At 47.7% G+C, this 9,305-nt stretch carries 8 protein-coding genes; 5 read left to right on the top strand and 3 right to left on the bottom strand.

From position 1 onward, the window contains the following. The 4 genes from OXH00_20110 to OXH00_20095 form a co-directional block, all read left to right on the top strand. A partial coding sequence (locus OXH00_20110; GenBank protein MCY3743325.1) for a LamG domain-containing protein occupies positions 1–668 on the top strand: 668 nt, incomplete at its 5' end. Positions 669–796: 128 nt separating this feature from the next. Then, entirely contained in the window at positions 797–1,117 is a 321-nt protein-coding gene (locus tag OXH00_20105) for a hypothetical protein (GenBank protein MCY3743324.1), read from the top strand. A gap of 2 nt (positions 1,118–1,119) precedes the next feature. Beyond that, positions 1,120–1,623, top strand: a complete 504-nt coding sequence (locus tag OXH00_20100) for a type II toxin-antitoxin system VapC family toxin (GenBank protein MCY3743323.1) — start codon at positions 1,120–1,122, stop codon at positions 1,621–1,623. Between the two features lie 226 nt (positions 1,624–1,849). Beyond that, entirely contained in the window at positions 1,850–2,209 is a 360-nt protein-coding gene (locus OXH00_20095) for a DUF4377 domain-containing protein (protein MCY3743322.1), read from the top strand. Positions 2,210–2,313: 104 nt separating this feature from the next. Here the strand turns inward: OXH00_20095 and OXH00_20090 are convergent, their stop codons facing one another. Both OXH00_20090 and dnaE read right to left on the bottom strand, forming a co-directional pair. Next, entirely contained in the window at positions 2,314–3,135 is an 822-nt protein-coding gene (locus tag OXH00_20090) for an aldo/keto reductase (GenBank protein ID MCY3743321.1), read from the bottom strand. A 98-nt stretch (positions 3,136–3,233) separates the two neighbouring features. Further along, entirely contained in the window at positions 3,234–6,758 is a 3,525-nt protein-coding gene (gene dnaE, locus OXH00_20085) for a DNA polymerase III subunit alpha (protein MCY3743320.1), read from the bottom strand. Positions 6,759–7,104: 346 nt separating this feature from the next. Here dnaE and OXH00_20080 point away from each other — a divergent pair, with 346 nt between their 5' ends. After that, positions 7,105–8,289, top strand: coding sequence for an MFS transporter (locus OXH00_20080; protein ID MCY3743319.1), 1,185 nt, complete (start codon positions 7,105–7,107; stop codon positions 8,287–8,289). Positions 8,290–8,361: 72 nt separating this feature from the next. On the opposite strand, the gene OXH00_20075 is transcribed toward OXH00_20080, so the two are convergent. Beyond that, the coding region (locus OXH00_20075) for a hypothetical protein (protein MCY3743318.1) at positions 8,362–9,305 on the bottom strand (944 nt) is incomplete at its 5' end.

The raw sequence follows: 9,305 nt of genomic DNA, 5'->3' as shown, positions 1-9,305 counted from the left end.
GGCTCTTTGATGAAGATATAGACAAAACGGTTAAGGACGCTTCAGGTAACGGACACGATGGGCAAGTTTTTGGGAAACCTAAAGTCGTTGACGGTAAATTTGGAAAGGCACTCTCTTTCAGTGGCGCGGGCGACAAGATCGAGATTCCGCACGATGATGTGTTCACGACTCCGACATTTACGCTGATGGCGTGGGTTAACGTTGAGGACCTCGCAACGGGATGGCGGATGATTGTCGGTAAAGATGCCTGGCCTGATCGCAACTATGCCATGTTTGTTCATCAGAACAACGGGCGGCTCCATTGTGCTTTCGGTACGCCAGTTTTGCGAGATCGGGGAAACTTTAACAGTAAAGCGTTGATTGTCGATGGAACGTGGCATCATGTGGCTTTCACCTACGATAAGAAAGTCCGGCGCGCCTACGTCGATGGAGACCTTGACACAGAAGTACCAATGGATATCGACCCAGGCACACCACAGATTCCTGTGATTATCAGCCGTCCGCCGTTTAAGGGATTAATCGATGAAGTCTACATCGGCAATGCTGCCGTTGAGCCGGAAGATGTGAAAACTGCCGCCGAAAAAGGGTTAGCGGAGGCGTTGAGAATTGCACGAGATGTAGCATCTCAAGGCAAATTGGCTGTTCAGTGGGGTGAGATTAAGAAGTGAACAACTAAGAGGATATTCAGCGTTTACGAAATACAGTTGTTATCTGTTTACGAAAATGCTATTATTTGTTTATAAAGAGATTCAATTTGTCATCAAAAATCTGACAACACTGAAAGGAGGTTTTGACAATGGCTGAAACAGTTGAAACCTTAGCCGAACGGTTAGATCGATTGGAGAAGGTACTGGAACACGTAACGCTACAACTCTCTTGGCTTGTTGATGAATTGGTACCGAATGCTCCACAGCATGCCCATACCGAGGTAGAGGATCAAGCACATACAGCAGATAAGAAAGAAGGCGCGAGAATTATGAATGAACTCTTGGAAAAAATGGGAATTGCCGATGTAGAACCGATTCCTGTTGAGGAGTTTCGCAAAAGTATGGCAAGCCGTATTCGCGCCGAGGATAACGAGTTTAGCCGTGCGATTATTGAAGAACGTGAGAAATAACCGTGTATTATTTTTATTTTGATGCAAGCGCACTTGTCAAACGGTATACTGAAGAGCGCGGCAGTCATAATGTTGATTACCTTTTTGCTAACACTCCTTTGAACCGGTTGAAATGTTTGAGTATTGGCGCAGCAGAAGTCTTTTGGATCTGCGTTCCTAAGAAAAACGACGGACGTATCACACCATACGAATTCACACATGCAGTTGTGAACTTAACCCGTGAAGTGTCCTCTGATGAATCTGATTTTCAAACACTTCCTGTTCCAGATCCACTTGTTTGGACATCCCTAAATTTGATTGAAACGTATTCCCTCAACAGTGTTGATGCGATGGTGTTACGTTCTGCTTTGAATGCTGCTGTAAAACTTCGCAGCACTGGGGACACGTTAGTTCTCGTTGCATCCGATCAACGCCTGTTGAGAGCTGCCCAGAACGAAGGATTATTAATCTTCAACCCGGAAATAGACCCTGAACAAACATTGGAAGCGTGGTTTGATACGACATAAATAAAGGAAGGATTCTCGGTGAAATATCGGAGCAAATCACTCTGCCATCAGTTTCTGGTAGCACTTATTGGAATATTTCTGTTTTGCCATATAAGTATTGCCTCTGCTCAAACCGTTCCAGAAATCGCCAAAAAAGCGTTAGCCGCCACTGTAGCATCTTTCGCCTAAGAAAGCCGAGACACGCTGGTTTGACACCAAAACTATCCATAGATTACCGAAGAAAAACATGTTATTTCCAACAAAACCAATCATCCCAATCACTGTAATTTTTCTTGTCCTCACTATCGGATGTGGTTGGGATGAACATATAGAGACGATCATCATCGGACCCTATAAAGTAGACTGTGTGGGGGCTTTTGAGCAGGAGTGTTATCTTGAATTCAATGAGGAACGCCAACGGTGGGAGTTCTTTTATGAAGGCATACAAGGATTTGACTTTGAACCGGGGTTTATCTGGACGCTGAAGGTTAGTCTTCATGAACGAGAAGAAGGGATTCAGGATGTCGGACGGTACGAGTATCGGCTCGTAGAAGTGTTAGATAAGGAGGCGGCATCCGTAGATGAGAGACCACCGCGGAAACCATAGTTGAATATGGAGAGAAGTTCGCGAGCGCAGCTCGCTCCTACAACATACTTCCTTAACGCACGCGGCGCGGTTGAAAACCGCGCCTACTGGTTGGGATTGGTTGACTACCTGCCATGAACCGCTCGTAAATCTAAACGTGCTCCGACGTTATCTGATACAGCGCTCGTCCAGTCCACATCGTCAATACTCTGCAGGCTCATCAGGGCAACGTTCACCATTGGGTTTGAGAGGGAATAGTTCAGCAAAAAACTATCTACATCAACATCTGCCATCTCGTTGGGGAAGCAGTGTTTCATGAGGTTCTGGAAAGCGTTGCTGGTGGTAGAACGCATCAGCACAATCCCCATCTCTTGTGCGACGGCATCGGGGATAATACCGCGTCTGCCGAATGCATCACAGGTGCTCTGATACATCAGGTTGTAGTGGGTCTGTATCATATCAAACTGCCCGGTGGCGATTAGCTGCTCCGTGCCGCCGGAGGGACCGTCCGCAGAAAACCCGATAAATCGAACCTTCCCATCCGCCTTTAGTTTTAAATACGTTTCTAACCCACCGTTATTCAGAATCTGGTCTGTCTCTTCGGCATAGAACCAACCACCGTGGAATTGTAGAACGTCAATGTAGTCGGTGCTGAGCCGTTGCAGGCTGCCTTCTACGTCCGTGAGGATACCGTCTGGATCATAAGCCTCCGTTTTGGTAGCGACAATGCACGATTCTCGGCGGCCCGCAATTGCCTTTCCGATAACCGTTTCACTGTAGCCACCACCGTAATTGGGCGCGGTATCAAGAAAGTTGAGACCGCAGTCCATCGCGTAGTGGAGCATTTTGACGAGTGTTGTTTCATCGTGTTCTGGGCGGACCCTACCGCCGCCGTAGCCGATTTCTGACACGCTGAGCCCTGTTTTACCGAGTGTCCGATACTGCATAGCAAACTTCCTTCCAATTGCATTGCGTTTCTGCTTACAAACCGGGAAGGTTGGAAGGTGGGGAGATACTTTCTTCCATCCTTCCACACTTCCCTCTTTTAGACAAAATCCATCTGTGAAGTACGGCTTTTCTTACCACGTATTGTGCGATTGCTCGGCTTGATACAATTTTCACCAAACAGTCCCTCTACCTGTTCAATAATTTGCGGTTTATATGCGATATTGTATTTCTGGGCACACCGCGCAATAACTTCGCCGTACCGGGTACTCATGAGGCGTAAAATCAGATCGTGGTCGCCTCTGTTGGCACGCGCAATTTCCTGAAGTGCTTCCAATTTCTCGGTGTTTTCGAGGTCAGCTTCTGGAATTATCACCTCAAGTGCAGAAGTCTGCTGTTCCGCGACAGACTCGATATCCAATATCTTGTTCGCTTGGATCTGCAGTGCCTCCTTGTGCGTATCCTCATCAGAATCAGAATTGCGGTTTCTGTTATCAAGCTTGACGGTGCCACGAATCCAAACCACTTTTCCTTCTACGAGTTCAACCGCGTTTTTGTAGGCATCCGGGAACACGACGACTTTTACGGCACCTTCCAAATCCTCCAACTCAATGACCGCCATGGCCTCTCCTTTTTTCGTGGTGTGATTGTTTACTTCCGTAAGCATACCAGCCACATCAACTTCGGAATCAATACGGTTTTCAGCGAGGTTCTGGGTGCTTGTGCTTGTGTAGTTCTCGATGATGTCCCCATATTCTTCAAGTGGATGTCCGGAAACATAGAAGCCGAGCTGCTCTTTTTCTCGCATAAGCCGTTCCAACGGGTCCAATTCAGGTGCTGCTACGAGTGCTACGGTTGCTGTCGGTGCTTCCTCTCCGTCCCCAAAAAGGCTCATCTGTCCGCGATCACGTTCGGCTTGCGCGTTCTGCGCGGCTTTCATGATATTCTCTAAACTCGCGAGGTATTGCGCCCGATGGCCTTCAAGCGAATCAAATGCACCGCTCATAATCAGGCTTTCGACAGCGCGTTTATTGACCTGTTTAGTATCCACACGTTCGCAGAAATCCTGTAGCGAGGCAAAGGAACCACTTTCCTCCCGTGTTTCCACGATGGAGTCTATAGCGGCATCACCAACACCTTTCAGGGCAACAAGCCCGAAACAGACATCGTTGCCATCTACAGTGAATTCTCTCCTGCTGCTATTGACATCCGGTGGGAGTAGATTGATTTCTACATCCAAGAAGTCAGCCAGTTTCTTACATTCGGCGCGGTAACGGGTAACTTTCGCTGAATGAGCAGCCTCACCCGTCATCATTGCCGCCATGAATTCGTGGGGATAGTGTGTTTTCAGATATGCCATGTGATAGGCTAACATTGAGTAAGCAACGGTATGCGACTTATTGAAAGCGTAACCGCCGAAAGGTTCAAGTAAATCGTACACCTCTTCTGCTTCTTCGGCAGCGATTCCTTTTTCGGTGGCGCCTTGAATAAATTTCTCGCGTTGCGCTTTGAGGAGTGCTTCGTCCTTCTTTCCCATTGCAGAGCGGAGGATGTCCGCCTCACCGAGCGTAAAGCCTGCCATATCGCGCGCAATTTGCATCACCTGCTCCTGATAGATACACACACCGTAGGTGTTTTCGAGCGCGTTTTCAAGCGTTGGATGCAGATATTCTACTTTTTGTAACCCGTTCTTTCTATCTATGAACTGTTGCATCATCCCGCTTTCTATGGGTCCCGGACGATAGAGTGCGGGAATTGCCGAGAACTCCTCAAAGTTATCGGGCTTGAGTTGCATGACGACTCGATACATGCCGGAGGAGCCCTCTAACTGGAATAAACCGGCGATGAGGCCTTCACTGATGAGCGAGTAGGTTTTTTCATCATCAAAGGGTATCTCTTCTAACTTGATATCCTTACCGTGATTCGCCTTGACCATCTGTAGACAGTCGTAGGTCTCAGTCAGGCTGCGTAAACCGAGGGAGTCGAATTTGACGATACCGACACCTTCAACGGTTTTACCTTCAAACTGTGAGGCAACTTGGTCATGTTTATCCTTGAACAGTGGGACATAGTTAGTGAGGGGCCCGTTTGAGACAACGATTGCGGAGGCATGGCAAGAAACGTGCCGTTTAATGCCTTCAACGGATTTACTGAGATCCATCAATTCTCGGTATTCAGGACGGTCAGCGAGTTTCTGAAAATCAGGCACCTGGTCCAAGACTTCATCAAGTGTTATACCGGGTGTAGACGGAATGAGTTCGGTTAACCGAACAACATCTTCGAGCGGTGTTTCGAGGGCGCGTCCGACATCCTTGATAGCGGCTTTCGCGCCCAGTGTCGCAAAGGTGGCGACTTTACCGACAGAATCTGCACCGTATTTTTGGACGAGATAGTCAATAACATGCTCACGGGCGCGATCAGCGAAATCAATGTCGATATCGGGCGGGCTGATGCGTTCGAGGTTCAGGAACCGCTCAAAGAGACAGTCGTAGTCCATCGGGTTGAAGGTAATCACATCGAGGGCATACAGTACCAAACTGCTTGCAGCAGAACCGCGTGCGGAGAGCGGATAGCCCTGTTTGTGTGCGTATTTAACATAATCCCAGACAATGAGGAAGTAGCCGGAGTAGCGGGTTTTGCTAATAATATCGAGTTCGTAATCAAGTCGCTTCCGAATTGCCTCGGAAAGTTCACCATACTTTTCGCGTAACCCTTGATAGCATAATTCCTTAAGATAACTGTCGTTTGTATGTCCTTCAGGCACCTCATATTTCGGCATCACACTCTCGCCATATTCGAGTTCAAGATTACACCGATTGGCTATTTCAAGCGTATTACTGATGACTTCCGGCGGATAATCCTTCAATACTTCCCGCATTTCGTCAACACTTTTAAAGTAAAAGTGGTTGTCAAACCGCATCCGTTGCTGCTCGTTGACGGTCTTCTTCATCTGGATACAGAGGAGGACATCGTGCATCCCATGGTCCGATTTGCGGAGGTAGTGGCAATCGTTTGTACCGACAAGCGGTAGCCCAAACTCTTTCGCCAATTCAACCATTATTGGATACGCTTCAAGTTCCTTGTCAATATAATGGTTTTGTACCTCAACGTAGAGATTCCGTTCTCCCATTATCTCCATCAACGTCTTGAAATTTTGGATACCTTCTTCTCGCCGACTTGAGCAGAGGAGTTGTGGCACCTGTCCTTGGATACACCCTGTTAGTGCGATAATTCCATAGTGGTGTTCGCGCAGGATGTCCATATCAATGCGCGGTTTGCTGTAGAACCCCTCTGTGTATCCAATTGATACTAATTTGAGAAGATTTTGGTAACCGGTTGCATCTTCAGCAAGCAACGTGAGGTGATAGGGACCTCCTTGTTCCTTCCCGCGCTTTTTTCGGTCACCGGGTGCAACATACACTTCACAACCGACAATTGGATTGACCCCCGCTTTTGTCGCTTTATCGTAAAGTTCCCATGCGCCGAACATGTTGCCGTGGTCGGTGAGCGCAACAGCCGGCGCACTGTTTTCGACCGCCCACTTGACCATATCCTCAATACGGCACGCGCCATCAAGCATGCTGTACTCACTGTGATTGTGTAGATGCACAAATTCGGTTGCCATCTTTCCTCCAATATTTAAGTTCAATCGTTGAATGTATGAAGCATTATGAAACCGTCTATATGATACCAAATATTTTCTAAAATTACCAAATAAATTTTTGAATCAGTGTGCTTCCAATTGTACTTTTTGATAGAAGAATTTTGTCATTATTTAATGGTCAGTTTTCAGTGATCAGTTTTCAGAGGAGATCTGTGAATCTCGTTTTTATATTGATGTACTTGCCCAAACCTGCTATAATAGTCAGTATTATATTTTAGAATTGCTCCTGGGCTATCATCAAGGCTGACAGTCCACTGGAGCGGAAAAGGTATGGATTCATCGTCGCGGATTCTCGCGTTCATCTTAGATGGAAAAATCAAAACTACTTCTCCTGTTCTTAACCCTATTCTTCGTGATGCTTGGGTTTGGCATCATCATTCCGAACCTCGCCTATTACGCCAAAGAGATTGGAGCAACCACCACTGAAATCGCGATATTAATGTCCATCTATTCCGGGATGCAGCTGCTGTTTGCACCCATCTGGGGTAGGTTATCGGATAAACACGGTAGAAAACCGGCGATTCTACTTGGATTGCTTGGGAATGCTGCTGCCTTAATCGGTTTCGGGTTGGCAAAGGATTACGCATGGCTTTTCATTGCACGTAGTGCAGCCGGTATCGCTTCAGCGGCGGTGCTACCGAGCGTCATGGCTTATGTTGCCGACATAACCACATCAGAGGAACGCGGCAGAGGTATGGGGTTAATGGGCGCGGCGATGGGACTCGGTTTCATTCTCGGACCGGCGATCGGTGGGGTCATGGGCAGCCACGATATGCCGTTCTTTGTCGCTGGTGGTCTATCCCTGCTCACTTTTCTCTTCGCCCTTGTTTTACTACCAGAATCACTCCAGAAAGGTCTTACAGGCAAGGCACTCGAAGATCGGCATGAATGGATCTCTCCGCGTGAGATATTTCGTCAGACAACTTTAAAATCGCCGCTCACACCGCTTTTTTTCGTCGCATTTTTCTCTACCTTCAGTTTTTCAGGATTGGAGATGACTTTTCCGCTGTTTATTGAAGATAAGTGGGACTATGGAGAGAGAGAGATGGGATGGATGTTCATGATCATGGGTGCGATCGTTGTGCCACTGCAGGGTGGTCTACTCGGCAGATTGATCAACAAGTTTGGAGAGCGACGGATTGTTCTCACCGGATTGCTGCTCAACGCGCTCGGCATGGCGCTATTGCTCGCAGCTTACTCCTTTGCATCGCTGACTTTGTATCTAACTCTCACTGGCATCGGTAATCAGTTGATCCGTCCGACGAACACATCGTGGATTTCCAAGCAGACGCAAATTGGTCAAGGCGCAGCCATCGGTATTATGGATGCTTTTCTAAGTTTAGGACGCATTTTGGGACCGCTACTCGGCGGCTGGCTCTATGCAAAAGAGGCGTATCCTTACGCAGTGCTGGCTGGCATCTTGGTTATTGCGACGCTTTGTCTCTATATCCCTTTACGTCGAATCAGAGATGACGTTGAACATGCATCATGATAGTCCTGTCTCCAATATATCAACCGTTAGGGGTCAAGTTAGAGCCTCATTAGCGAAAATTGACACTTCACTCTACTTTTCTGAGCCACTCAACGGTGGTAAACGATGTTCCACACGGCGTGTGTTATATTCAAGCTGATACCGTCGATGCGCCTCATCATCTGGATAATGCTCAGTTTCAGGATACGGATAGGCGGACATCCCGTGAAACGGCAGCGGTTCAACCGTCTGTGATGTGAGGGTGTTGATGTCCCCATCTTTGTCCCAACCGTCGCTATAGAGGATAAAATCGCGCACCCATCCTGGTTTTAATTCCGGGAGGCGTGAAGCATCAAATTCTACTGTGATTTCATCTCCAGCGTTGAGGATAACATACATATCATCGACCTCTTGTAATAAAGGGTTGACATCCCCGTAGCGGGTGTAATAGCCTGCGAGGTCGCGCCATTGTGCGTCTGTCGTCACTTTTTGGTAATCAAACAGATGCGGGGCATGCGGGTTCGGACGATACATCTCGGAGAAACCGCGGTAATGCAAATCCGCGCTGTCCGGGTTCAACGTTGTCATCTCTATCGGTACGTCTTGCGCGCCGACAGTAAAAAACGCTGCGTCCCAATAGATTTGCATATCGGTCTCGATCCGAACGTGTCGGTCACCGGATAGAAATTTGCCCGTCAGATCAACCGTAATCGTCTTATTTTTACCTGCTGGTAATCCAATCATATCAATAACAGTTTTCCAGTTTCCGGTTTCGTCCTTAACGGCAACCGAAGGAAAACTGGGATTAATTCCGGGATTTTGGAACAAAGCAACGTTGATGCTGGTATCCGTTGGAAAGATCCATCCACTGAGAAATAGTGTCACAGGTGTGTCATTCGGTACATCGCCAAGGTCAAGGATTATCGCATGGGGTTCAACAACACCTTGGTAGGGCCCCGGTGCGTGTTCAACGGCGTAATGGTAATCAAACGTTTTCAAGGCATCGGACACATCTTCGCCGCGATGGTTGACCGCAG

The sequence above is a fragment of the Candidatus Poribacteria bacterium genome (assembly GCA_026706025.1).
In the GTDB taxonomy this organism is placed as follows: domain Bacteria; phylum Poribacteria; class WGA-4E; order WGA-4E; family WGA-3G; genus WGA-3G.
Note: the sequence above shows the minus strand (reverse complement) of the source record. Positions and strands in the feature narration are given on the sequence as shown.